At 51.2% G+C, this 22,804-nt stretch carries 24 protein-coding genes; 16 read left to right on the forward strand and 8 right to left on the reverse strand.

Annotated features, from left to right (window positions below):
* Nucleotides 1-69: 69 nt before the first annotated feature.
* Nucleotides 70-591: a thiol peroxidase gene (tpx, locus tag NYE70_RS01165; protein ID WP_290407480.1), complete on the reverse strand. Its 522-nt coding sequence runs from the start codon at nucleotides 589-591 to the stop codon at nucleotides 70-72.
* 109 nt (nucleotides 592-700) lie between these two features.
* Here tpx and NYE70_RS01170 point away from each other — a divergent pair, with 109 nt between their 5' ends.
* Together NYE70_RS01170 and NYE70_RS01175 are read left to right on the forward strand one after the other, a co-directional pair.
* Complete coding sequence (locus tag NYE70_RS01170; RefSeq protein WP_341044765.1) at nucleotides 701-1,315, forward strand: rhomboid family intramembrane serine protease; 615 nt, start codon at nucleotides 701-703, stop codon at nucleotides 1,313-1,315.
* A gap of 107 nt (nucleotides 1,316-1,422) precedes the next feature.
* The gene (locus tag NYE70_RS01175; RefSeq protein ID WP_211021087.1) at nucleotides 1,423-2,334 is read left to right on the forward strand and encodes a LysR family transcriptional regulator; all 912 of its coding nucleotides are present in this window, start codon (nucleotides 1,423-1,425) and stop codon (nucleotides 2,332-2,334) included.
* A 90-nt stretch (nucleotides 2,335-2,424) separates the two neighbouring features.
* Here NYE70_RS01175 and NYE70_RS01180 read toward each other — a convergent pair whose 3' ends face one another.
* Together NYE70_RS01180 and NYE70_RS01185 are read right to left on the reverse strand one after the other, a co-directional pair.
* On the reverse strand, nucleotides 2,425-3,105 hold the full coding sequence (locus tag NYE70_RS01180; RefSeq protein ID WP_341044766.1) for a zinc metallopeptidase: 681 nt from the start codon (nucleotides 3,103-3,105) through the stop codon (nucleotides 2,425-2,427).
* Nucleotides 3,106-3,150: 45 nt separating this feature from the next.
* Nucleotides 3,151-3,582, reverse strand: coding sequence for a MerR family transcriptional regulator (locus NYE70_RS01185; RefSeq protein ID WP_213654969.1), 432 nt, complete (start codon nucleotides 3,580-3,582; stop codon nucleotides 3,151-3,153).
* A 327-nt stretch (nucleotides 3,583-3,909) separates the two neighbouring features.
* Here NYE70_RS01185 and NYE70_RS01190 point away from each other — a divergent pair, with 327 nt between their 5' ends.
* The 3 genes from NYE70_RS01190 to NYE70_RS01200 are packed head-to-tail and all read left to right on the forward strand — an operon-like array spanning nucleotide 3,910 to nucleotide 7,230.
* Nucleotides 3,910-5,361, forward strand: a complete 1,452-nt coding sequence (locus tag NYE70_RS01190) for an ammonium transporter (RefSeq protein ID WP_341044767.1) — start codon at nucleotides 3,910-3,912, stop codon at nucleotides 5,359-5,361.
* Nucleotides 5,362-5,407: 46 nt separating this feature from the next.
* On the forward strand, nucleotides 5,408-6,499 hold the full coding sequence (locus tag NYE70_RS01195; protein ID WP_211021091.1) for a DUF294 nucleotidyltransferase-like domain-containing protein: 1,092 nt from the start codon (nucleotides 5,408-5,410) through the stop codon (nucleotides 6,497-6,499).
* Entirely contained in the window at nucleotides 6,496-7,230 is a 735-nt protein-coding gene (locus NYE70_RS01200; protein ID WP_211021495.1) for an exonuclease domain-containing protein, read from the forward strand. The genes NYE70_RS01195 and NYE70_RS01200 overlap by 4 nt, the downstream gene beginning before the upstream one ends.
* Here the strand turns inward: NYE70_RS01200 and NYE70_RS01205 are convergent.
* On the reverse strand, nucleotides 7,217-7,714 hold the full coding sequence (locus NYE70_RS01205) for a Mov34/MPN/PAD-1 family protein (RefSeq protein WP_341044768.1): 498 nt from the start codon (nucleotides 7,712-7,714) through the stop codon (nucleotides 7,217-7,219). The genes NYE70_RS01200 and NYE70_RS01205 overlap by 14 nt on opposite strands.
* 116 nt (nucleotides 7,715-7,830) lie before the next feature.
* Between NYE70_RS01205 and NYE70_RS01210 the strand changes: the two genes are divergently transcribed.
* A complete protein-coding gene (locus tag NYE70_RS01210) occupies nucleotides 7,831-8,421 on the forward strand; it encodes a TlpA family protein disulfide reductase (RefSeq protein ID WP_341044770.1) in 591 nt (196 codons plus the stop codon).
* A 65-nt stretch (nucleotides 8,422-8,486) separates the two neighbouring features.
* Here the strand turns inward: NYE70_RS01210 and cimA are convergent, their stop codons facing one another.
* Nucleotides 8,487-10,106 carry a citramalate synthase gene (cimA, locus tag NYE70_RS01215; protein ID WP_211021094.1) on the reverse strand — a complete coding sequence of 540 codons (1,620 nt, stop codon included), beginning with the start codon at nucleotides 10,104-10,106 and terminating at the stop codon, nucleotides 8,487-8,489.
* 218 nt (nucleotides 10,107-10,324) lie between these two features.
* Between cimA and NYE70_RS01220 the strand changes: the two genes are divergently transcribed.
* The 3 genes from NYE70_RS01220 (at nucleotide 10,325) to NYE70_RS01230 (ending at nucleotide 13,658) form a co-directional block, all read left to right on the forward strand.
* Complete coding sequence (locus tag NYE70_RS01220) at nucleotides 10,325-11,644, forward strand: DNA polymerase IV (protein ID WP_341047479.1); 1,320 nt, start codon at nucleotides 10,325-10,327, stop codon at nucleotides 11,642-11,644.
* Nucleotides 11,645-11,759: 115 nt separating this feature from the next.
* Nucleotides 11,760-12,002 (forward strand): ferredoxin, encoded by a 243-nt coding sequence (locus NYE70_RS01225; protein WP_211021095.1) that lies wholly within the window; start codon nucleotides 11,760-11,762, stop codon nucleotides 12,000-12,002.
* A gap of 183 nt (nucleotides 12,003-12,185) precedes the next feature.
* Complete coding sequence (locus NYE70_RS01230; protein ID WP_341047481.1) at nucleotides 12,186-13,658, forward strand: L,D-transpeptidase family protein; 1,473 nt, start codon at nucleotides 12,186-12,188, stop codon at nucleotides 13,656-13,658.
* Here the strand turns inward: NYE70_RS01230 and NYE70_RS01235 are convergent.
* Nucleotides 13,655-13,792, reverse strand: coding sequence for a hypothetical protein (locus NYE70_RS01235; RefSeq protein WP_211021096.1), 138 nt, complete (start codon nucleotides 13,790-13,792; stop codon nucleotides 13,655-13,657). The genes NYE70_RS01230 and NYE70_RS01235 overlap by 4 nt on opposite strands.
* Before the next feature lie 183 nt (nucleotides 13,793-13,975).
* On the opposite strand from NYE70_RS01235, the gene NYE70_RS01240 reads away from it, so the two are divergent.
* The 5 genes from NYE70_RS01240 to NYE70_RS01260 all read left to right on the forward strand — a co-directional run bounded on the left by NYE70_RS01240 (nucleotide 13,976) and on the right by NYE70_RS01260 (nucleotide 18,113).
* Nucleotides 13,976-15,070 (forward strand): quinone-dependent dihydroorotate dehydrogenase, encoded by a 1,095-nt coding sequence (locus NYE70_RS01240; protein ID WP_341044772.1) that lies wholly within the window; start codon nucleotides 13,976-13,978, stop codon nucleotides 15,068-15,070.
* A 27-nt stretch (nucleotides 15,071-15,097) separates the two neighbouring features.
* The gene (locus NYE70_RS01245; RefSeq protein WP_211021098.1) at nucleotides 15,098-15,913 is read left to right on the forward strand and encodes a GTP pyrophosphokinase; all 816 of its coding nucleotides are present in this window, start codon (nucleotides 15,098-15,100) and stop codon (nucleotides 15,911-15,913) included.
* Nucleotides 15,903-16,376, forward strand: coding sequence for a DUF309 domain-containing protein (locus tag NYE70_RS01250; protein WP_211021099.1), 474 nt, complete (start codon nucleotides 15,903-15,905; stop codon nucleotides 16,374-16,376). The genes NYE70_RS01245 and NYE70_RS01250 overlap by 11 nt, the downstream gene beginning before the upstream one ends.
* Before the next feature lie 100 nt (nucleotides 16,377-16,476).
* On the forward strand, nucleotides 16,477-17,247 hold the full coding sequence (locus tag NYE70_RS01255; RefSeq protein WP_211021100.1) for a pseudouridine synthase: 771 nt from the start codon (nucleotides 16,477-16,479) through the stop codon (nucleotides 17,245-17,247).
* A 53-nt stretch (nucleotides 17,248-17,300) separates the two neighbouring features.
* Entirely contained in the window at nucleotides 17,301-18,113 is an 813-nt protein-coding gene (locus NYE70_RS01260) for a Cof-type HAD-IIB family hydrolase (RefSeq protein ID WP_211021101.1), read from the forward strand.
* A 79-nt stretch (nucleotides 18,114-18,192) separates the two neighbouring features.
* Here NYE70_RS01260 and NYE70_RS01265 read toward each other — a convergent pair whose 3' ends face one another.
* A complete protein-coding gene (locus tag NYE70_RS01265; RefSeq protein WP_211021102.1) occupies nucleotides 18,193-18,288 on the reverse strand; it encodes a YjcZ family sporulation protein in 96 nt (31 codons plus the stop codon).
* Nucleotides 18,289-18,555: 267 nt separating this feature from the next.
* Between NYE70_RS01265 and NYE70_RS01270 the strand changes: the two genes are divergently transcribed.
* Nucleotides 18,556-19,779: a copper amine oxidase N-terminal domain-containing protein gene (locus NYE70_RS01270; protein ID WP_213654805.1), complete on the forward strand. Its 1,224-nt coding sequence runs from the start codon at nucleotides 18,556-18,558 to the stop codon at nucleotides 19,777-19,779.
* Nucleotides 19,780-19,878: 99 nt separating this feature from the next.
* Here the strand turns inward: NYE70_RS01270 and NYE70_RS01275 are convergent, their stop codons facing one another.
* A complete protein-coding gene (locus tag NYE70_RS01275) occupies nucleotides 19,879-21,324 on the reverse strand; it encodes an RsmB/NOP family class I SAM-dependent RNA methyltransferase (RefSeq protein ID WP_341044774.1) in 1,446 nt (481 codons plus the stop codon).
* 342 nt (nucleotides 21,325-21,666) lie between these two features.
* Here NYE70_RS01275 and NYE70_RS01280 point away from each other — a divergent pair, with 342 nt between their 5' ends.
* A complete protein-coding gene (locus tag NYE70_RS01280) occupies nucleotides 21,667-22,791 on the forward strand; it encodes a glycosyltransferase family 4 protein (RefSeq protein ID WP_211021105.1) in 1,125 nt (374 codons plus the stop codon).
* Nucleotides 22,792-22,804 lie beyond the last annotated feature (13 nt).

Below are 22,804 nucleotides of genomic sequence, written 5' to 3' on the forward strand. Positions count from 1 at the left end.
GCAGGGAGGGGTTCCCTCCTTACTCGCTTTTCGTTTATCGCAATTATTTATATTACTTGTTCGAGGTGATTAAGACAGCAATTCTTTTACGGCGGCTACCGGCTTTTCGTAATCCGGATGCTCGGACATTTCCTTCAGCACTTCGACATAACGGATTTTGTTGTCTTGATCGACAACGAAAACAGCACGTTGGTCAAGCGCGAATTCTTTGATGAGAACGCCGTAAGACTTCCCGAAGGAATTGTCTTTATAATCGGACAAAGTGACTACGCGGTCTACGCCCGCAGCACCGCACCAACGGGCTTGTGCGAAAGGAAGATCGGCGCTGACGGTCAAGATCACTACGTTATCGCCTAGGTCTGCGGCTTCTTGGTTGAAGCGGCGAGTTTGCGCGTCGCATACACCTGTATCCAGGGAGGGCACGACACTGATCAGCTTGATTTTGCCCGCGAAATCCTGCAGGGTAACTTCTTCGAGCAGGTTCTTATTCAACCGGAAATCCGGCGCAGTGTCGCCTACTTTGAGTTCCGGACCCACCAAGGTAATGGGGTTGCCTTTGAATGTTGCCACGCTTGCGCGTTCTTGTGTCATTTGATTCTCCTCCTAAACATGAGATAATGGGATATTCAGTCTTCATTATAGACGTTTTAAAAAGTGATTGTCCAACTTTAGGAAATCCTGCACGAAAAGGAATGGTACGATGATATTTATCCGCTATGAAAATTGGAAAAGTTATCTCCGTTATTACCCGGTGACCGTACTGATTTTGGCCGCCAACCTGGTTATGTTCTTGCTCGTTATGTTTAACGGAGGTTCGGATAATCCCTATACCCAGCTAAAATTCGGGGCCTTAACCAATGTCGAGCCATATGCAAGCGAATATTGGAGGCTTCTGGCATCGATGTTTTTACATCATGACTTTGGCCACCTGTTCTCCAACAGCTTCGCCATACTGGTATTCGCTCCGCCTCTGGAGCGGTTGCTAGGCCATTGGCGTTATGCGCTGCTATACATCGGCAGCGGCCTTGTCGGTAATCTCATCAGTCTTGAGGTTTATCGGCGCTCAATGGACATCCACCTTTCCGTAGGGGCTTCAGGAGCCGTGTACGGGGTGTACGGCGCATTTTTGTACATCGCGCTGCTTCAGCGTCAGCTTATGGATGAAAGCTCGCGAAAAACACTGTACAGCTTGCTGATCATCGGTGTCGTTTTCTCCGTTATTGTGCCGCAGGTGAACTGGATGGCTCATTTTGGCGGACTGGTCGGAGGCTTCTTCCTGTACGGAATCATCATCAGAGTATTAAAACGGCGTTGAACCCGGAAGGTGTCCATGGTACATTAGAAATGGAATGTAAGCCCTTTTATAAATCTCAGCCCTAGTTCGGATTTTATCAGCAGATGCGAAATGGAGCGATCAGATTCGTGGAATTAAGACAATTGCAATATTTTTTGAAAGTAGCAAGGAAAGAACACGTCACTCAGGCGGCTGAAGAGCTGCATGTGGCTCAATCGGCAGTAAGCCGGCAAATTCATCAACTGGAGCAAGAGCTTGGCGTCAATCTGTTTATGCAAAAAGGAAGAAACCTGCAGCTGACTGCCGTCGGACAGCTGTTCTGCAGCCGGGTCGAGACCATCCTTAAGGATCTGGACCGTGCCGTAAATGAAGTCCATGAATTTCTGGATCCGGAACAGGGAGAGATCCGGCTCGGATTCCCCAACAGTCTTGGGATTCATATCATTCCAAGCGTGGTAGCGGAATTCCGGAAGCTGTATCCTAATGTCAAATTCCGCTTCAGACAAGGGACCTACCCGACATTGATTCGTGACGTCGTGTCTGGCGAAGTGGACTTGGCATTCATCTCGCCATTTCCGGAGAATCATGATCAAGTAGTAGGAAACGTGGTGCTGACGGAGGATTTGGTCGCGATTATGCCGCCAAGCCACCCGCTGGCCGGAGAGCAAAGCATCAAATTGAATCAATTGAAGGACGATAAGTTTATTTTATTCAGCAAAGGTTATTCGCTTCGACCTATCGTATGGCAGGCTTGCTTGGAGGCCGGATTCACGCCTAAGATAGCTTTTGAGGGCGAAGAAACAGACACCATCCGGGGCTTGGTTGCCGCCGGGATGGGGGTAAGCCTGCTGCCGGAGATGGCCTTGTTCCAGAGCTTTTCCCTCCAGCCTAGCAGGGTCCGCATCTCGGATCCGAAGGTAACCCGAACGGTCGGACTGATTCACCGGGCGGATGAGAAGCTGCCGCTGGTCGCCCAGTCGTTTAGAGTGTTTCTTCTTGAATATTTTGGACTTCAAATCGATACTCCGCCGAGTCAATGAGACCGGCGGTTTTTTTTCGCGAAGATAGTAAACCGGGCTCAACGCCAAAAAAAGCTCCTCCCAGTATAGCTGGGAGGAGCTTTTTGCACTTTAATCGCGGTTACCGACAAAAATGAGAACGTAACGGAGCAGTTCCAGCAAGGAAATCAGAGCAGCCGCTACGTAAGTCAGAGCCGCGGAATTAAGCACTTTAGCTACGCCGCGCTCTTCTTCGTGAGTGACAAAGCCTTGCTGAAGCATGATCTTGCGTGCACGGTTGCTGGCATTGAATTCGACAGGCAGCGTAACCAGTTGAAACAGGACGGCTGCCGAGAAGAAGATGATGCCCAGACCGACTAAATTGAAAAATCCGAACAAGAAACCGGCCAAGATCAGAAAAGGAGCTACCCCGGACGCAAAATTCACGAAGGGGAACATTCTGTGGCGCAGGACCAGCATCGGATACGCTTCTTTGTGCTGGATGGCGTGCCCGACTTCATGGCAGGCTACGGCAACGGCTGAGATCGAGTTTTCGTAATAAACCGGCTCCGATAAACGGACGACCCGTTTGATCGGATCGTAGTGGTCGGATAGCATACCGCGTACAGGTTCGATCGGAACATCCCATAGACCGTGGGAATCGAGCATGCGTCTTGCTGCATCGTGGCCGGTCAATCCATACATATTCGGTACTTTCGCCCATTTCTTAAAGGTTCCGGAGACCCGGAATTGAGCCCATAACGACAATCCGAAAGCCAACAATATGGGGATGAGCATTAAGTTAGAGTACATGATGAATTCCTCCATAGTCAGATAAGTAAGTTCAGGAAAATCGGTTTAACTGAATGGTCCGTGATTCAATATAATCCGAAGCGCCTCGATACAGGCGAGGCTTTGCGGCATCAGGTTTGAAAATGCCCGGCGTGCCTGCCCCGGCTTCAGACTGGAAATCAGCGGCTCAAGTTCCTTAACTTCGCGTTCAAGCTGCTGCATATGGATTTCGAGCGAATTTAACTTCTCGGTCACATGCTCCTCGGGTGTGACTTTGTTCCATTGCTCCAGCTTTTCGCGAATTTCCTCGAGTGAGTATTTTTCCTGCTTCATCTGATTAATACGGTCCAAACGCAACAAGGTTTCAGAACTGTATAAACGGTAGTTTTTTTGTGTCCGTTTCTCAGCTGAGATCAGCCCAAGCTTGGTGTAGTAGTCGATGGTACGTTCGCTGACATCTGCGGCTTTCGCCAGTTCCCCAATCCGGTAAAGTTTCATTAACTCCAATAGGATCACCTCTCTCCAACGTTTTATCCTTTTTAGGAGCGATAAAGCATTCCGTCAAAATGCAATATCTTTGTATAAAATATGATAACTGAACAGCAACTATACAGTCAAACGTCACGCTTTATATTTATCAGTAACTTAAATAAATGTTCATAAATACATAACATGATATGTAAGTTTATTTACACTTTGTGTAAGGTTATTTGCACTTTATGGTATTTTACGAAAAAATGCATTGTAATTTCTGATTAATAGGTCTTATAATCACCTTAACATTTTATTTTGTGTTAGAAAATATGACATTAGGGAGTGGGTTTCATGAAAAAGAAATGGTTGTTCGGATTGTTTAGTGCTATCGCAGCGTTTGCATTTCCTGTATCTGCTTTTGCGGCTGAAGGAGAAATAACCGCGCCCGTGCTCGAAATCGGATTGAATTCCTTGTTCGTATTCGTAGCGGCTATGCTGGTGTTTTTTATGCAAGCTGGCTTTGCACTTTTGGAGGCGGGAACCGTTCGAATGAAAAATGCCGGGCATGTTGCCGGCAAGACGGTACTGACGCTGGGCATTTCCGTCATTGTCTGGTGGGCTGTCGGCTTCGGCTTTGCTTTCGGGGACGGAAACAGTTTCCTGGGAACCACGGGATTTTTGTTCGGCGGGGATCAAGCTATCGGGTCGTTTGGCGTATTCTCTGAAATTGGCGTTCCCTTAAATCTGATGTTTCTTTTCCAAATGGCCTTTGCGGCCGTATCCCTGGCGATTGCCTGCGGCGGTATGGCTGAACGTGCGAAGCTCAGTGTCTACATTATATTCGGCGCACTGTTCCTTACGATTATTTATCCGATTGTTGCTCACTGGGTATGGGGCGGAGGTTGGCTTGGTTCGCTGGGCATGCAGGATTATGCCGGATCGACGGTTGTCCATCTTACCGGTGCTACGGCAGCGCTCGCAGCTACGATTCTGTTGAAACCCCGGCTTGGAAAATACAATAAGGACGGAAAACCGAACAGTATTCCGGGTCATAATCAAGTGCTGACGGTACTTGGCGTAATTATTCTTTGGATTGGGTGGTTTGGCTTTAACCCGGGTAGTGCTCTGACACCGCTTGGCGACGGATTCTTCGGTTACGTCCTGATGACAACAAACCTCGCGGCAGCAGCTGGGGCGGTAGCAGCTCTTCTTATTTCTTGGGCAGTCATGGGAAAATCCGATATTCCGAGTATGCTAAACGGCGTCCTGGCCGCACTTGTTGCGATTACCGGTTCTTGCGCCTTTGTTGATGCCTGGGCCTCTATCGTGATCGGTGCGGTAGCCGGGGTACTGACCTTCTTTACGGCAAGATGGTTTGAACGCGCAGGGCTGGATGATCCGATCTATGCCTTCTCCGTACACGGCATTGCCGGGGTTTGGGGAGCGATTTCCACTGGTTTGTTCGCTACTCCCGAGCTGGCCGACAAAACCGGAGTAGGTACGGCAGGATTGTTTTATGGCGGCGGCTTAGGACAATTGGGAGTACAGCTCCTGGGGGTTATCGGTACATTCGCATTTGTCCTCGCTATCTCGTTCCTGCTGCTTGGCGGCATGAAGTGGCTGATGGGTCTGCGAGTTACTGAGGAAGAAGAAATGATGGGTCTGGATATCAGTGAACATGGAACCTACGGATATCCGGAGCAAATGAACATTCTAAATCAACCTGTGTCCGCAGTGCCTGGGACGGGTACGAAAACCGTGACCGACGGGCCGAGAATCGTGAAAAGCGATACGGCTTTGTAATGGGGATTCCCCTTTTGTTAAATAAGTGAAGAAAGGGAGTCGGCCCATGAGTTACGAAACGGCGGCAGATCATGTCAGCTTTCAAACGATCCGGTCGGCTTCCACTCCGGAATTGCTCCGGTCGGCGCGCTTGGAGGAGCAGTTAAGTCTTTTTGGCAGATTTTCATCTACTAAGATCGAAGAGTGGAACCGGAATGCGGGAGAACTTCAAGATGCCGTAATGTCACAGGCCGCAATTTTATGTCAGCGGCAGCTCATTGAGGAGGGCTTCGGCTCTCCTCCCGCCGCTTATGCGTTTGTTGCCTACGGCAGTGCCGGCAGAAATGAACAAACATTGTGGAGCGACCAGGACAATGGCTTGATTATTGGAAAAGGAGATGGACCGGAGGTAAAAGCCTATTTTGACCGCTTCGGAGTGCGGTTATCACAGTTGCTCGAACAAGCCGGATACCCGCCTTGCCCGGGCAATGTAATGACATCAAATCCTTTATGGAGAAAATCAACTGAGGATTGGATCAGGCAGCTTGAAAGCTGGAGAGAGCAGCTGGGCTGGGAGCAGGTCCGTTACCTGATGATCGCGGCCGATATGCGCCATATTTCCGGCGACTCGAAGCTCACGGGGGAATTGAGGCGGACGACGCATGAGATTTTCGAACAGGATTCCGGCCCTGAAGGGAATTTGGCGGCAGCCGTGCTGCGCAATACCATTCGCCACAAAGCCGCTCTCAATGTGCTGGGCCAGGTGATTACGGAGCAAACCGGCGATCACGCCGGGGATTTCGATGTAAAATACGGGCTCTACCTGCCGCTGGTGAATGCGGTTCGGTACTTGGCCGTAGAATACGGGATCAGCGCATCATCGACGCAGGAGCGGTTGGCCAGGCTGATTAAGCTGGAGGTTGCGCCTTACCGGTGGCTGGAGTCCTGTCAGAACGCATTTTATACCGCACTCAGGTTCAGATCGATGACTTCTTATCTGGAAGAAGACGGTACGCTCTCGGGAACCGGATATTTGCCCCAGTCGATGCTCAAGCAAAAAGAGATCCGACGCGAACTGCGTGAAGCGCTCGGTACGGTAAAGTTGATGTACCGAACCTTACAACGGCAGCAACGATACGCGGAAAGGAAATGGCTATGAAGGAACCGATGAAGGGGAATGGCGGGTTTTGGGATGTCTTGAAAGGCGGGGGATTGTCCCCGCGGATCGCGTCCATGCTCGGAGCGCCCAGTGCCCAACAGATTGCGTTTGTACGCTCGCTGACCAAGGGGCAGCGCCGTCCGGAGACGCTTCACGTTCCGTTAAGCCAGTTGAGGACAGCGGTATTTGATCTGGAGACGACCGGATTTCATTATCATTATGGGGACGAAATTTTGTCATTCGGAGCCGTTAAGGTCGATGGGGAGCAAAGCACGGGAGAATATTATTATTCGCTGTGCAAGCCGGCTTGCAATGTTCCGCAGCGCATTGTTGAACTGACGGGGATTACGCCCGAGATGGTCCAGGACGCGCCGCCCTTGCTTCAGGCCTTGCGGGAATTCATGGCGTTTGTCGATGATCGGGTGCTGATCGCTCATGGGAGCGCTCATGACAAAGCCTTCTTGGATGTGGCGCTTTGGAAAACTACGAAGGCGCATCTTGGCCACAGGGTATTGGACACGATGATGATCGCGCAAAAGCTGGAACCGGGGCGAAAGGTTTCTTCGCTAGATGAGTGGCTCCAAGCGTATGACATTCCGGTCACGCAGCGCCACCATGCGCTGGAGGATGCCAAAATGACCGCCGGATTGTGGAAGGCCATGATCGGGCGTCTGAAGGATCGAAACGTCATCACCTTGGGCGATCTTTACGGATTTCTCAGTAAGACATAATCAGATTCTCCAGAAAGTACGATCCGTTACTCCTTCTGGCAATCGCATAGGCGTTAAGGAGGAAGCCGTCCGGGGTACCGGGCGGCATTTCGTCTTGAATCGCTCCGCCGTTCGCCGGGAATTTGCTTCCGATGAGATACAGCGAGAGCAGACCGCCAAAATGCTGAAGTCCTTCCATATCTGAAATGGAAGGGAGCGGAGGCGATGTCGGATGACTATGAAAAATTCCGATCAAACCGGAAGTGTAGCAGCAGCGAACCCATTCGGCCGGGTCAAATGTGAAGGTGTGTCGTGGATTCTCCGCCATATTCGTAAGAGGCATATAACTGTCGACCGTAATCACTTCCGGGGAGAGGCGGCCAAATAACGCTCCGCAGGCCTCGTCGGGATCGCGGTCAAGACCGTCCTTTGCCAGAAGAACCCGGATTGATTCAGGAAGTTCCAATATGCGATTACGGGGCTCAACATCTTTGAAATCATGCATCGGACAATCTCCTTTATTCAATCAATTGTAACTATTCGCGAAATCGGGGTACAATAGTTAGGTAACTGCAAATGACAGCAGTATATATACCACGATAACATAAAGGAAGTTGTAAAATGAACCGGAATAGATGGATTTTGGCCGCACTGCTCGTATTGCTGATTGCGGCAGTATACGATAATTACGGCAATGAACTAAAGACGCTGTTGGGATTTGAGAACAAATCGGCCCCCACTGCCGGGGAAGAGCAATCCGTCAGTGCGCTGGTCGCTAAAAATGCTCCGAAGCCGGGAACGAAGGCCCCGAAGTTTTCCCTGGTCGGCTTGGATGGACAAACCTATGAAGTGGGAGGGAAGCGGGACAAACCGCTCCTGGTCAATTTTTGGGCTTCATGGTGCGACCCCTGCAAAGAAGAAGCTCCGGACTTGGTTAAGATGGCCGACAAATACAGTGATCAGCTAGATGTGTATGCGGTCAATGTCACGTTCTATGACAAGCTGGAGGATGCCAAGGGGTTTGTTGAAAATTACGGATACAAGTTCCCGGTTCTGCTGGATGAGAAGGAAGAGCTGTACCGGAAATATAACGGCATCGCTTTTCCGACCAATGTGTTGATCGACGCGGACGGAACCATCCGGGATGTCATCGTCGGTACGCTTTCTCCGGAGGAGCTGGAAGCAAAAATAAAAAAGCTGCTGAATGTTTAGCGAAGTGGACGCGGATAAAAAAACGTCAGGGATAAAGGCGAGGGCCTTCCCTGACGTTTTTGTTATTAATGATTTACTAAACCCCGCGTTGACGATTGGATTTCTGTATAATCCTCGCGCTTCGTCTGTCCGATCAGGGCATAACGAAGGCTGTCGACGAGCGCTTCCCAGCTGGCTTCAATCACATTGCCTGAGACGCCCACCGTGCTCCACGAGTTTTCGAAATTTCTGGATTCAATAAGTACGCGGACCTTGGAAGCCGTGGCGTCCTTGTCATCCAGTACGCGAACTTTATAATCCGACAAATGTATTTCCTGCAAGCCGGGGTAATAAGTAATAAGCGCTTTGCGAAGCGCATTATCAAGCGCGTTGACCGGGCCGTTTCCTTCGGCGGCCGTATAGATGCTTGCCCCGTCGATTTTCAGCTTGACGAAGGCTTCGGAAATAACCGGTCTTCCCGCAGACTTCTCCACCAGCATTTTAAAAGATTCAAAGACAAACAATTCCTTGAGGTCGCCGTTCGCTTCCCGGAGCAGAAGTTCCAGCGAAGCGTCCGCACCTTCGAATTGGTATCCCTGATGCTCGAGGTCTTTGATTTTTGAAATGACGGCACGGGTACTCTCGTTCTCTGGATCGAACGGAATGCCCATTTCCTGAGCTTTGGACAAAATATTGCTCTGTCCGGCGAGCTCCGAGACAAGAACCCGCTGGCGGTTTCCGACGATTTCGGGAACGATATGCTCGTACGTACGGGAGTCGCGCAGGATCGCGGATACATGGATGCCGCCTTTGTGAGCAAATGCAGCGGTCCCGACATACGGTTGATTAATCGGCATGTACACATTGGCAATCTCGCTGACATAGCGGGCCGTGTTGGTCAACTGCTTAAGCTGTTCGGGTTCAAGCACTTCATAACCCATTTTAAGCTGGAGATTGGGGATAATAGAGCATAGGTTGGCGTTCCCGCAGCGTTCGCCGTAGCCGTTCATTGTCCCCTGAATTTGCTCCGCACCCGCACGCACGGCGCTAATGGCGTTGGCCACCGCGAGCTCGCAGTCGTTGTGGGTGTGGATGCCAAGACGGGAAGTGGTAACCTGGCCGGCAAGGACGCTGACGATATCATGGACTTCATGCGGCATAGTTCCGCCATTGGTATCGCACATCGTCAGCCAATCGGCCCCGGCCTCTTCCGCTTTGCGCATCACCGCAAGCGCGTACTCGGGATTGTTCTTGTAGCCGTCGAAAAAGTGCTCGGCATCAAAGATGACTTCCATGCCCTGACGTTTCAAATACGCAATGGAATCGTAAATCATCGCCAGGTTTTCTTCCAGTGTTGTCTGGAGAGCCGTGTAGACGTGGAAATCCCAGGATTTGCCGACCAGTGTCGTCGCTTGGACGCCGGCTTCGAGCATACGCTTCAAATTGGCGTCATGTTCAGCCACGCTGTCCTTTCGGCGGGTGCTTCCGAAGGCCGTAATCTTGGCGGACAGGTTAAGTTCCTGAACGCGCTTGAAAAATTCGATATCTTTGCTGTTGCTTCCCGGGATGCCGCCTTCGATATAATGGACACCCAGCTGATCCAGCTTCTTGGCTATCTTCAACTTATCGTCGGCAGACAGGCTGATGCCTTCGCCTTGGGTACCGTCACGCAATGTTGTGTCGAAGATGGATAAAGCCTTTGACATGTTGGATGTCTCCCCCTTTTGGATGTCCTCAAATAGAAGCTCCGATTTGGTATAATTTCTTATTATAACATCTGTCTATAAAATGTAACACGGTTTTTAGTGGATGTTCAATAATCGGAGCGGTGGCATGATGGACGGGTTAAATCGAGCGGGTTATGCGGGATATTGTCCAGGCCTTGTTGACCGGCATTTGGAATAAAGAGTATGCTGGAAGAACAATGTTAAAAGAGGGGACGGTCTTGAAAGTGCCTGGCAATATCGATGAATACTATCCCGCCCGCGGCCGGGTTGTGCTGCATGTCGATATGAACGCATTTTACTGCTCCGTACATGAAGCTGAGGAGCCCGAGAAATACCGGAATCGGCCGACAGCGGTAGCGGGCAGCGTGGAGCTGCGCAAGGGCGTAATCGTAACATGCTCGTATACAGCCCGTAAACGTGGCATATCCACGGGCATGACGGTAAGCCAAGGGTTGAAGAAATGTCCCGACCTGATAGTGATCCAGCCGAATTTCCATTTGTACCGGAGATACTCCAGGGCGTTCATGGATATTGCTTACGGGTATACACCCTTGCTGCAAGCCGTTTCGATCGATGAATGCTATTTGGATATTACCGGGTCTAAGCAGTTCGGTACTCCGTTGGATATCGCGCAAGAAATTCAATCCAGAATTGCCCATGAGCTTGGGCTTCCCTGCTCCATCGGGATCGCTCCCAATAAGCTCCTTGCCAAAATGGCCTCCGATATGAAGAAGCCGAACGGGATTACGGTTTTACGAATCCGAGACGTCCCCGCCCTATTATGGGATAAACCCTGCAATGAGCTGTTCGGTATCGGTAGCAAAACGGCGGAGAAGCTCAAACGGATGAGGATCTTTACGATCGGCCAGCTTGCGGCAGCCGACGAACGTCAGCTTGTCGAGAAATTTGGCGTAACCGGCCACTGGATGAAGCAGGCGGCCCATGGACTCGATGATTCCCCTGTGATGGAAGACCGCGAGAAGAACAAATCGATCGGCCATACGACGACCCTGCCGCAGGATATCCGAAATTTGGACGAGATCCAGCGGGTATTTCTCAATTTGGCGGATCAGGTAACCCGCCGGCTGCGGCGGCAGAAGATGATGGCGCAAACGGTTCAAATTACGATCCGTACGCCGGATATGAAGACGATCACGCGCTCGCAAACTCTGGAAACGGTCATTGACCGGGCAGAGGAGGTATACCGTGAAGCCTGCAAGCTGTACCAGCGGCATTGGAACGGGGAGAAGCCGGTCCGCTTGCTTGGAATTACGCTGCAAAACCTGGTGATGAAAGAGGAATCTGCTCTGCAGCTTGATCTGTTTGATTATGAGGAGCAGCCCCGAAAAGAATCGTTGACGAAAACCATGGATTTGTTGCGGGATAAATTTGGCGAGAATGCGGTTTTGACCGCGGGAATGCTGACGAACGATCCTTCCGCGCTAATCCGGAACCATAAAATTCGCGGGACGTCGCTCCAGACTGACTTCTTGCGGAAGCCGCAGGACGAATCCTGATTTTCGATTGGTATAATACGGAATTTGAATTGAAATTGCTTTCACTTTATATTATATTGAACTTGGTGACAAACTAAGAACCGGACTTGTACCGTTTATTCAGGAGGCAGAAGAGATGGCTAAATATACTTGGGTTGAAAAAGATACTTGCATCGCTTGCGGCGCATGCGGCGCTACGGCACCCGACATCTACGATTACGACGATGAGGGTCTGGCCGAAGTCATTTACAACAGTGACGCTAACCGAGGCGTAACCGAAATTCCAGACGATTTGTTTGATGATCTGCAGGATGCTTGCGATGGATGCCCGACCGACTCCATCAAGATTGCGGACACTCCTTTCAATAAAGAAGGCTAATTCTCGTCGGCAAATCAAGTTTCCCAAGAAGGCCCCCGCGTTTTAAGCGGGGGCCTTCTTTTTATGATGCTGGCTTTTTAGGTCCTAAGTCGTGATTTTCACTCCGCTGGCTTCATAACTTTGCAACGGCCATTTCTTTGCCGATATAGTTAATAGTGATATTAGGAGATTATAATTTTGTCCATGTGGAGGATGACGATGAGCCATTCGGGTTATCTCAAGAAATACGTGGAGAATCACCCTAAAAATAAAATGGCCTGGTATCTGCTGGGAAAGGAATACGAAGCGACCGGCCAAGAAGGCAAAGCGCATTATTGTTACATACAGGCGGGAAGTGTATACGAGGCCTTTGAATCCAGCAAGCTACCGGCCGACCTTTGGAAGGAATACCAGGAGAACCTGCTGCGAGAATCCAGACGTAAGGAAAAACATATTCAGTTGCTGAGAAAAACCGGGCTGGCCTTCGTGCTGCTCTTATTAATCTGGTTGCCGTCCGCGTATGCTCCGGGACATATCATGTCAGCGGGAGGTGCCGGAGATAAACAAGAGGAAGAAGCCGAGCCTTTGAGCCAGGATTCCGTCCCGCCTTCGAGTAGTAAACCGGCCGGGCAATCACAATTGGACAAGCCTCCGGCGAAGCTTGCTTATACGGCGGAAACTTATTTCGGCGAAGCCGGGGATAAGCACAAGGCATTGGGAAATGTTTTTGAGGACGGGAAGGCTGAGGAGGCCCTGGAGACCGCGGTGCTTGGAATGAAACGGTCCGGAAAGTGGGCCATATGGTCCGAAGACATGCCTGTCGTTTACGGGTTGACCCAAAGCTCGGCAAGCGGCATGTTGGAGGTTCAATCCTACGACGCTAAAGCCTGCGATTGCGAGCCGCCGGATGTATCCAGGCTCCAGAAGGACGCCTCGGCGTGGATCGCCCGCCAGGAGTCATTGGCTGTTCTTGCTTCGGCCATACAGCAGTTCAAGCAATCGGAAGGCAAATGGCCTGAAAACCTGAAGGGGTTGACGGGAACTTTTCCGAATAACTGGATTGCAGGCAGCGACCCAATCATGCAGGAAGCGTTCGAGCCAATGCTGGGAATGCTTAAGAAGCAGAGTGTGAACGGGGATAAGGATGTAAGTACTGCCGGCGGTGGTCAAGAGGGAGAAGCTGCGGGAAAACCGCTGAACGGGTATTGGAGTTCGGGGGAAGAACCTTTCTTCACGAAACCGCTGGAGGCAATTGTGGACTCGAAGACCCATACTTTGGCGGTTGTAAGCGGAAATATTATCATTAGAAGTTATAAGGTAGGTCTCGGGGGTGACAAGACGCCGGAAGGAAGTTTCCGAATTTCGGATAAAGTCGTGAATCCGAACGGCCGGGATGACGGCGAATTCGGGAGTCGCGGCATGCAGCTTTCGGACACGAATTATGCGATTCATGGGACGAATGAGCCGGATAGCATTGGCAAGGATCAGTCCCTGGGCTGTGTCCGGATGTCGAAGAAGGATGTGGAGGAACTGTTTGATCTGCTTCCAAGGGGTTCGAAAGTAACGATTGGAAAGGGGATTCTTCCGAAGCTGGAATTGGTTCCCGAGGAGCGTTTTGCCCTTAGTGACCGCCAGGATCAGACCAATCCCCATCGTACATACCACTGGCTGGATTAAAGCTGCGCGATCACGATGACGGCGGCAACTACGATAATCAGAGCGGCGATGACCGAGCTTGTCCAGATGAGCGCCTTTTTGTTGACTTCATCCTTCTTCTGTTGCAGTGTTGGAGGTTTGCGTTTCGTTGACATCGGTTAATCCCCTTCCTTAAATTACAGAAGTATATTCTTCATTGTAATGGCTTTCATAACAAATTTCCATATTCATGTTTCCGCATTTTCGGCAGAGATAAACTTTTCTTTTGCGCCGGAAACCGCTAAACTGGATATGGAGTTTTTTTGTGAGGACAGAAATGATCGGAGTGAAATGAAACAGTGTTGTATCGCCATTTGGGGAAACCTATATTTTTTAAATTGGATCCGGAAAAAGCCCATCATCTTGTGATCGGCGGTCTACATACAGCGGCTAAAGTCCCGGGCATGGTTCCGCTGATGCGCGGCATGTACGGAACCTCAAAGGCGCCGGAATTGTCAACGGAATTGTTCGGCGTTCCTTTTCCTTCACCTGTAGGACTTGCGGCAGGGCTTGATAAAAATGCCGATGCGGTGGAAGGTTTCTCCGCAATCGGATTCGGTTTTATGGAAGTGGGGACGGTTACGCCCAAAGCCCAGCCGGGCAACGAGCAGCCACGGTTGTTCCGGCTTCCTCCGGAAGAGGCTTTAATCAACCGCATGGGCTTCAACAACCGCGGGGCGGAAGGGATGGCGGAGCGGCTGGCAGCACTAAAATCCAGACCGATTCCGGTTGCGGTCAATATTGGGAAGAATAAGATCACCCCGAATGAAGACGCGCATCTGGACTATAAGCATTGTATCTCCGTGTTATATCCTTACGCCGACTTTTTCGTGGTGAACATCAGTTCACCGAATACCCCGGACTTGCGTAATCTGCAGCATGGGAACGAGTTGTCGGTTCTTCTGGAAGCGGTAAAGGAAGAAATGGCGGTCCAGGCCAAGCGTCATGGAAAGAGTAAGGCCGTGCTCGTAAAAATCGCTCCCGATGTAAGCGATGACGAGTTGGAATTTATGGTCGCTACGATCCAAAATAGCGGGGTATCCGGCTTGATCGCGACGAACACGACGATTTCCCGCGAGGGCTTGACCCACGCGAACGCAAAGGAAACCGGAGGCCTCAGCGGGAAGCCGCTGCGCGATAGGTCGACCGACATCATTTCACGGGTTTACCGCCAGACCGGAGGCAAGCTGCCGATTATTGGATCGGGCGGCATATTCACTGCGGCCGACGCGTACGAGAAAATCCGTGCCGGCGCCAGTCTGGTGGAAATATATACAGCTTTGATTTATGAAGGACCTGAAATTAACCGCAAACTGCATAGCGGGCTGCGGGAACTGCTGAGACGGGACGGCTTCGCTCATATATCCGAAGCGGTCGGGGCCGACCATCGCTAACAGCAGAGAAGACAGGAGGCACACGCAATGGACAATAGAGATTGGGGAACTTTTTTGCTTCCTTACGAGCAAACGGTTGAGGAACTGAAGGTTAAATTCAAAACGATGCGGTCCGAGTTGAAGAAGCGTGAGGAATACGCTCCAATTGAATTTGTGACCGGCAGGGTCAAGAAGATTTCAAGCATTCTCGATAAGGCTAAAAGATTGGACGTCTCGATGGACGATCTGGAGACGGGGATCGAGGATATCGCAGGTATTCGGATCATGTGCCAGTTCGTGGAGGACATCCGCCGCGTAGCGCAATATATCCGACTGCGCAAGGATCTGACCGTACTGTATGAGAAAGATTACATTACGAACTACAAGGAAAGCGGATATCGCAGCTTCCATATGATCGTGGAATACCCGGTACAGACGGCGCTCGGCCAAAAAAACGTGCTCGCCGAAATCCAAATCCGGACACTGGCGATGAATTTCTGGGCGACGATTGAACATTCCCTGAACTATAAATTTAAAGAGAGTCTTCCTGATGAGATGAGGAAGCGTCTGAAGAAGGCTGCCGAGGCGGCGAATGTACTGGATAATGAAATGTCCAGCATCCGTCAGGAGATTCTGATCGCGCAGAAGAGCTTCGAGGACAATTCGAATATCGTCTCCCAGTTGCTTGCAGCGATTCATCAGTTGTATTTTTACCATCTCGTTTCCGAAGCGATCGATGCGCAGGAGCGGTTTGACCGCTTGTGGCAAAACCATGATATGGAAGGGATGAAGGATCTGCTCGCCGGGGTCAAAGGCTTGATCAAGGCTTCCAAAAAAGTGGAGGAGCCCGGAGATGAGCTATGAGCCGCTGTACGTGGCTTACCTGATCTATTTTAATCGGGACCGGGATTATTTCGAGTGCCATGAGGTGCTGGAAGAACTCTGGCTTAAGCTGGACAGGGAGCCGCTGTATAAAGGGCTGCTTCAGGTAGCGGTCGGTTTGTATCATTTCCGGAACGGTAACGTCACGGGCGGGAGAAAGATGCTGCGCTCCGCAACGGAACGGCTTGCGCCGTATCCCGCAGACGCGCTTGGGATCGATCTTGGCCGCTTAAGAAGCGAGGCGGAGGTCTATGCGGGCAGGCTGGAGAATTATGACCGGGAGCCGTTTGATTATTATGACCTGAGCATCGAGTTGCGGGACCCCATTCTGATCCAGGCGGTAGAGCAAGCGTCTCCGCATATCGCGCCGAATATTCCGCAGCAGCGCGGCCCCCGCCGGGGAGCCAAGCATGAAGCGCGTGAAGCCAATAAACAACGGAATTGATTCATGCGGAATCGGAAAGATGCAGCTACTCCCCAGGAGCGGCTGCATTTTGCATGTTTATGTTACAATACATCTGTTGGCTGGAGGTGGAACTAAGTCTATGAGTGAAGGAAAAAAGACGCAACGCATCGATAAGATCCTCGGTAATTTGGGATACGGTTCCCGCTCCGACATTAAGAAAATGGTGAAGCAGGGAAGAATTTCGCTCAATGGTACCGTGGTCAAGGACAGCGGAATCCAGAGCAACCCGAACACGGATGTGATCGAGGTTGACGGAGAGAAGATTTTTTACCGGGAATTTGTTTATATTATGCTGCACAAACCGCCGGGTGTAATCTCGGCGACCGAGGACTTGCGCGAGAGAACGGTGTTGGACTTGCTGCCCGTGGATTTTCGGGTGTTTTCGCCCTTCCCGGTCGGACGGTTAGATAAGGATACCGAAGGATTGCTGCTTTTGACGAATGACGGGCAGCTCGCACATGATCTGCTCTCTCCGAGAAAGCATGTACCCAAAACGTATTTAGCCGACTGTGTAGGCCGGATCGGGGATCGTGAAGCCGAATTGTTCGCCGCAGGCGTTGAACTGGACGACGGATATGTAACGTTGCCGGCCCGAATGGAAGTGGCTGAGCATGGCACCTATGAGGATGGTCAGGCAAGAACGCGAATCTTCCTCACGATCTCGGAGGGGAAATTCCATCAGGTCAAACGGATGCTTGAGGCTGTTGGCTCGAAGGTGACCTATCTGAAGCGGATATCGATGGGCCCGCTCTTGCTGGATGAAGAGCTGCCGATCGGTGAATTCCGCGAGTTGACCGGGCAGGAATTGGAGTCGCTGCGTTCCTATAAAAATAAACAGAACATGATTTGAGCGGCGTGACAGGGGGTGCCCTGCGCTGGGATCATGCACGAAGGAGTTTAGAGATGAAATACAAACTGATTGCTCTGGATGTCGACGGTACTCTTTTGAATGATGACCATGAACTGTCGCCGGGAACGGCGGAAACGATCAAGCGGATTGCGGAGCAGGGGACGGAATTTGTGCTTTGCACCGGGCGCGCTCCGGTCAACTCGATTCCTTTTATGCGGGAAATGGGCTTAAAAGGGTATGTAATAACCCATAACGGAGCTGCAACCGTTGATGTGCAAACCGAGGAGATCGTGCATGAATTCGCCTTGGACCCTAAAGGGCTGGACCGGTATATTGATTATTGCCGCGAGAAAGGCGTGCATTATGACGTCAACACCACATTTTCTTTGTATGTACAGGGGGCGTCGGGTCTCAGCAAGGAAGCGCTCGATATGTACCATCTCTATATGATGGAACCGAAGGATCTTCCGGAATGGGCCGATTTCAAGGAACCGATCGTGAAAATGACGATTACGGCGGAAATGCAGCAACTGGATGCGATACATGCGGACTGGAATCTTTGGCCTCAGGAGTTTAACGTTTTGCGGAGCGGCGACTTTTTTATCGATATCATGCATAAAGAAGCGTCAAAGGGCGCAGCTCTGAAAAAACTGGCCGAAAAACGCGGCATCCCGGCGGAAGAAGTGATGGCGATCGGCAATTATTACAACGATTTAACGATGTTGACCTTTGCCGGACTCGGCGTGGCTATGGATAATTCCCCGCTCGAGGTTAAAGCGGCGGCAAATGCAGTGACGGCATCCAACAATGAAGAAGGGGTCAAGCTGGCCTTGGAAAAATATTGCCTTGAGGAGTCCGTTAAATAATCAGCGATAGCAGGTAACTAAAAAAAAGACCGCCGAGCCATAAGCTCCGGCGGTTTTTCAATCTCAGGTGGTCTGTGCGTTACAGGACCCAGGCACGGGAAACGATAACCAGCAAGATGAAAAGTACCAAAATAGCTCCTGTCGAAGTGAAGCCGCCGCCATAAATTTCACCCATTGTTATTCCTCCCTTGTTTTACGAATGTTGATCCCGTCGTAATGCGGGATATCGTATAGTATGCAAAGCGTGGTAGACGGTATGGACAGAAGTCCTCTTTGTTACGGAATTAGGATATGGCCTTGCCTCCTGTCCCTCTAATTGCCTAATTGGCTCACTGCCATTCAAGAAAATTGGAGGTTTCCGGAACTTCTTGCGAGGTTGAAACGTCATATTAATGTGTGTATGGGTTGGGTTTCCTAATTTTCATAATGGAGGTATTGCTCGATGGTATTCAAATCAAAAATTCACGCCATGGTGTCCATTGCCGCCCTGGCCGTCACGATCGCCGGTTCGCTTCCGTTCTCATCTCCGGCGTCGGCAAGCGGTTCTCTTGCTCAAGTCTCAAGCGGGATAAAGGTCACTATGAACGGCGATGAATTTCAGCCGAATTCTGCTCCCTACATCAAAAAAGGCACGGTTTATTTGCCATTGCGGGATATTGGAGAGCTGCTCGGGAGCGTTGTATTCTGGAACTCCTCTTCCAAAACAGTGACGATGACTTATCCGGAGTTGACGGTTAAACTGAATTACGGCTCAGAGAAAGCGACTGTGAACGGCAAAGCGAAAACCTTGACGGCGCCGCTCGGTTTGGTCAATGGAAGGATTTATGTTCCGCTGCGCTTTTTGTCCGAAGCGACCGGAGCTGATGTTAAATGGAATGCCAAGACACAAACGGTAAGCATTTCCCAATCGAATGAAATCGTGAAGGGGATTGGGGTCAACAGCAACATTTGGTTGAAGCGGGGAACCGGAGAACTTTATATTGCCCACCCATATGAACAAGCCCCGGTTAAGGTCGGAAAAGTGGATGCGGATTTCAAGGAATTGATATCGCTGAATATGTTTATGACAAGCAATGGAAATATGCTGTTGACGATTATGGATAATCACGGAGAGCCTCATATCAATTACGACGTATATGGAGTTCTCGTGCGTAACAACGCCATCGTGAGCCAAAAGAAAGCAAGCTATTTCCAGCGTTATGAAGAAAATGAGATTTACTATCAATATTTGGACGAGGCAAAGAATGAGTATGTTGAGCGTACTTTGCTGACGGACGGCAGGACGCTGAGCGTGTTCGATTCCGAAGGCAAAGAGGTTGAGAAATATGATCTGCCTACCTTGGCCGGCAAAGATGAGAACTATGCGGTTCTGGGAGCGGGCAAGGATTATCTGGTCGTCAGGCCGAACCGAAGTGGATTTGTTACGGTTATTGACCTGAAAAACAACACGAAGGTGGAAATGTACGATAAGGTGTTGACAGGCGATGATCTGGACTACGCCCGGAACAATGATGTCCCTTACCATGGAGATATCCTGGGGTATCTGGGCGAAGATACTTCGACCGGAAACCTTCTGTTCAGTTACGACAGTCCGTTCGACAATAAGCCGATTAAAGTGTTTACTTATAACCTGAAAACCGGGAAAACGGGTACCCATTCCGAATGACATATGTATAGCGGTATTAAATTCAAATAAAAATGACGGTGCAGAGATGATAAATCTTCGCGCCGTCATTTTTATGTTGAGAATGCGATTCAAAGCCGATTATCCGGGCCACCGCAGGCCTTTGGGCAGGTGATTTTTGAGCTGGCCACCGCTCGCCTTGCCCCAGCCGAGCGGGAAGCACTCCCCGCCGCAGGCGATGGCGACCAGGCACCAGCCGCGCAAATCTTCAGGTACGGGGAGCGTTTCCCCGTGGAGATAGGCGGTGACGGAAGGTGAGTCCGCCGCGAGTGTCCAGACGCGGACGGCATCGTCACCGGCGGCGCTTGACGCCATGGCCAGTGCGTGTGCGGGCATAAACCGGCCCTTGTGATACTCGCCGAGCTGGAGACCGGCACGCGGAATCTTTAGGCCGGTGAGACGCTCCGCATTCAAGGCGAGCCCCTCGCTGCGGGGCAGCAGGTACAGCGCTTCGCCGAACAGGATCGGCTCGCCGTCCGCGGCGAAGCCGGGAAGCTCGTCCGCGGCAAAGGCGCGGAACGCGTCCAAGGCAGCAGCGGTATCGCGGCCGCCGGCGGACTTGCCGCCTTGTCCGGCGCGATGGCGGCTGCCTGCACGCTCGGAACGCTTCTTGCTGTCCTTGTCTCGCCCAGGCTCCGCCTGCAGCGAGTTCTCGGCCACCGCCCCGTCGGCGGTTCGTTCCAGCAAGGCAACATAATGGCCTTCGCCTTCCTGGAGATGCGGCCAAATTCGTTTCTCGGCGCTCAGCTTGAGGAAGGGATACTCCGTCAGTAAACGGGAGATCGTGTCTTCATTTTCGCGCCGGTTGAAGGTGCAGGTGGAATAAGCCAGCTTGCCGCCCGGCTTCAGCATGGCGACCGCGTCACGCAGGATATCCCATTGACGCGCGGCGCATAGCTCCACTGCGTCCGGAGACCATTCTTCTACGGCATCAGGGTCTTTGCGGAACATACCCTCTCCGGAGCATGGGGCATCCAGCATAATGCGGTCAAACGTGAGCGGAAAGCGGGAGGAAAGCTCTGCCGGGGTTGCGTTGGTAACCACGGTTCCTCGGATCCCCATGCGCTCCACATTCTCGGCGAGAATCCGTGCGCGCTGCGGATGGATTTCATTGCTGATCAGCAGCCCTTCGCCCTTCATTTTGGCGGCGATTTGCGTTGTTTTACCGCCGGGGGCGGCCGCCAGGTCCAATATGGTTTCACCGGGCTGAGGATTTAACAGTTCAACGGCCGACATGGCCGAGGGCTCCTGAATATAATAAAGTCCGGCCGCATGATACGGATGCTTGCCTGGGCGGTTGTTGCCCTCATAATAGTAGCCCGAATCGCACCACGGCACTGGACGAAGCCCGAACAGCCCCGATATTTCTCCGACTGCGGCCGAATCGGGGCTCAGTTTCAAGGTGTTGAAGCGTAGCCCGTAGGTCCGCTGAGCTTCGTAACTGCGGAAAAACGACTTACTATCGGCTTCCCCCAGCATAGCTGAGACCTGGGCGCGAAATGCGTCAGGCAGGGTTGGCTTGGTCATCGGCGATATGCTCCTTTTTAAAGGTTGTTCAAAAAGTCATCTTTCCAGGACGAAGCAGATCATGAAGCGGATTCGACGTCGAATCTTGAATTCAGCCGGGCCTTCCGTTGCTCACGTACCTAATGTACGCTCCGCTACTCAGTCCCTATCTTCTTCCAACCTTCTCGGTCCTGGAAACCTGACTTTTTGAATCTTGATCTTTTACAAGAAATGTTACTTTCGCAGTTTAACATAACCTTTTTTATTCTCAAAAGGGGAATGGATGTTCCGTCCTGCCTATGGCATAATGGAGAAGCAAGCGGTTCATCCGCAAACTAGAAAGAGAAGCAAAGGAGAACCCTTATGAAATTGCTGCAAGCTTTGTTTTTTCCTCCGGAACAGCCGGGGGGCGTATCGTCGATGATTCCTTATCTGCAAGAGCGGTTCAAGGCTCCCCATTGGGAGATGGAGCTGTTCTCGCTGCCCAAGCGGATTCGCTCCAAAGGCAGCGGTCCCGTCGAATTTCAAACGTTCGATTGGCATGAATTTGAAGAGAGCCCGATCGTGCAAAAATATGTTCAAACGTACCGTGATTATCTCTGGTGGACGAGGCTGCGGCTTCAACGCTCCTATGATCTGATCCATGCCCATCACCCGATCGCGGGTTTGGCGATGAAAGAGGTTTTTCCGGAAACGCCGGTGATTCAGAGCATTCATTCCAGCTATGAGCGGGAATTGATTCTGAACGGACGGATAGAGGAGAACGGCCTCGAACACCGGTTTCTTACTTCCCTATATAAAGAGATGGAGCACAAAACTGACAGAATGTATACGGTCTCCCGCTCTTTTCGCGATTATTTAAGTCCCTATGTGACTCAGCCTGAAAATATTGGCATTATCCCGAACGGTTTCGATGAGAAACGGTTCAAACCGGTGCCGCATGAGAATGAAGTCGCACAATTGGTTACTGTGTGCCGTCTCGTCCCTGCAAAAGGGCTCGATATCCTGCTGCAGGCTTGTTCCGAGCTCAAGTCGAGAGGGCTGAATTATGTCCTGCATATTATCGGCGACGGTCCGATCCGCAAGGAACTGGAAGAATTGGCCCAACGGCTCGGCATTTATGATGAGACGATTTTTTATGGATATACGCTGCATCCCGAAGAATTTATGCCCTTTTTCGATATATTTGTGCTTCCTTCCCGTGCGGAGGCGTTCGGGTCGGTATTTGCGGAGGCTGCGCTTTGCTCGCTGGCCCTCGTAGGCTCTGAGGTCGGCGGGATTGCGGAGCAAATCGTAGACGGCTCGAACGGGCTGCTGGTACCGCCTGAGGATCCCGTCCGTTTGGCAGACGCACTGGAGAAGGTCATCGTCGATCCCGCCTATCGCTATGAGTTGGCCCGGTCGGGATCGGATTATGCGAAAAACCATTATTCCCTGAATCGGGTAGTTCACGAGCTGAAAAAACTGTATTTGCAATTTGACCGATGAAAGAGTGAATTAT

It is taken from the genome of Paenibacillus sp. FSL R5-0407, assembly GCF_038009185.1.
GTDB classification, from domain to species: Bacteria; Bacillota; Bacilli; order Paenibacillales; family Paenibacillaceae; genus Fontibacillus; species Fontibacillus vini.